This window comes from Kitasatospora sp. NPDC057198 (assembly GCF_042670125.1).
Taxonomy (GTDB): domain Bacteria; phylum Actinomycetota; class Actinomycetes; order Streptomycetales; family Streptomycetaceae; genus Kitasatospora.
In genome coordinates this window covers 1-1,972 of sequence record NZ_JBHUWH010000793.1, presented here as the reverse complement: position 1 = coordinate 1,972, position 1,972 = coordinate 1, and the positions used below count along the sequence as shown (strand labels likewise).

At 68.5% G+C, this 1,972-nt stretch carries 1 protein-coding gene; it reads right to left on the bottom strand.

The features are described 5' to 3' along the window. Window positions 1-202 precede the first annotated feature (202 nt). Complete coding sequence (locus tag ACFUEL_RS39060; RefSeq protein WP_380242871.1) at window positions 203-1,498, bottom strand: extracellular solute-binding protein; 1,296 nt, start codon at window positions 1,496-1,498, stop codon at window positions 203-205. Window positions 1,499-1,972 lie beyond the last annotated feature (474 nt).

The following is a 1,972-nucleotide window of genomic DNA, read 5'->3' as shown; positions in this document are numbered from 1 at the left end:
CCGCGATTCCGCCCCTTCCCAGGTGCTCGTGGGGCGACCCCCACAACCGGGCCCTCCCCGGGCCCCGGTATCTGATCGGCCCTGGCCCCCGGGCGGGCAGCCCGCGGGACCGCGGACTGCCCACCCCCTAACCTGCGCTCAGTGCGTGGCCCGCCCGGGGAGTTCCGGACTCCCCGGACCGACCTTGCGGTTCAGTCGACTGTCAGCCGTTCAGGGAGCCGACGACCTTCGCCTCGACCGCCTTGAGCTCGGTGGCCGGGTCGCCGCCGGCCGCGATCGCGCTGAGGGCGTTCTTCAGCTCGGTCTCGTTGGTGCCGGACCACATCGGGGAGTTCGGGATGAACCAGGTCTTGCCCTGCGCGGCGTTGCCGGTCGCCTCGTTGGCCGGGTCGGCCGCCTTGTAGGCGTCGACCAGGTTCTTGGCGTTCGGGATCGCGTGCTTGGCGAGCAGGGTCTGCTGCGCGGTGTTGGTGAAGATCTTCAGGAAGGTCGCGCCCAGGGCCGCGTTCTTCGCCTTCTCCGGGACGGCCAGGTCCGAGCCGCCGAGGAACGCCGGGGTCGGGTCGCCGGCCGCCGCGCCCGGGAGGGCGATGGTGGCGAGCTTGTCCTTGAGGTCCGGGTTGCCGTTCTTCGGGTCGATGACCGAGCCGACCTCCCAGCCGTTGCCGATGATGGCGGCGATGTTGCCCTGCGCCATGCGGGCGTCCTGGTCGGTCTCGTCGACGGTGGTGCCGCCGACCGAGTACGCCTTCTGCAGTTCGTTCCAGGTGTTGACGCCCTCGATGAACTTCGGGTCGCTCAGGGTGCTGGTCCACTTGCCGCCGGAGCTCTTGCCGATGACGCCGTCCACGCCGTAGGAGCCGGCGCCGAAGGAGACCGCGGTGTACCAGTTCTTGCCCGGCAGGTACAGGGCGGAGAAGTTGGCGGTGCCCGCGTTGTCGGCCTTGACCTTGTCCAGGGCGGCCTTCAGCTCGGTCAGGGTGGTGGGCGGCGTGGTGACGCCGGCCTTCTCGAACAGGTCCTTGCGGTAGATCATGACGCGGGCGCCGGCGTAGTACGGGACGGCGTAGGTCTTGCTGCCGTCACCCGACTTGCCGGAGGCGGCCAGCGAGTCCAGCCACTTGTCCGAGTTGTCGAACTGGCTCTTGACCGAGGTGAGGTCGACGAAGGACTCGGCGTCGATGTACTTGGCGGCCTGGGTGTTGCCGATCTCGATCGCGTCGGGCGCGTTGTCCGAGAGGAGGGCGGTGTCCACCTTGGTGGTGTAGTTGGCCCAGGTCTGCCACTGGATGTCGACGTCGGCGCCGGTCTCGCTCTTGAACTGGGTCTTCGCGGCCTCGACGACCTCGGGCCACTGCTTCTGGGCGTCGTCCATCAGCCAGACGGTGATCTTCTTGCCCTTGCCGTCCTTGCTCAGGACCTCGGAGGACTTGCTGCCGTTGTCGGACGAAGACGAGGAGCAAGCAGAGGCGACGAGCACGGTGGCGATAGCGGCCACGGCTGCGATCTTGCGGTTCAAACCATCCTCCAGAGGGATGAGCAAGGTAGGGCACCGGGCTGCTGGGCCGACTGGCCTGGAGCTGCGTTGTGCCGTAGGGGGAACGTCACCGGGTGACACGGATACGAACTGCCGGGGCCGGCGGGCCGATCCGTGAGGTGGAGTAGACCATTGGTTTAGACCAACGCCTGGAGGTTGGCATGGACCAATGACGAGCGTCAAGGGTTCAAAGAGCGGTTGCACAAGCCGTTATCAACGCTTGACTCGGCCGTGTTGGACTGGACCAACGCGGGGAGGAAACGGGATCTAACGGGACACCGGAGCCCCCGTACCGCCGGTCCGGCGCGATGCCGGCGGCATATTTGTGAGGCCATGTCAACCCTGGCCGTGCGCGGGCCCGGTCGCGAGGGTCGCGCCCGGCCGGCCCCGCCGGGTGCGCCGCAGCCCTCCCGTCCCGCCTCGCGCGGGCGCTCC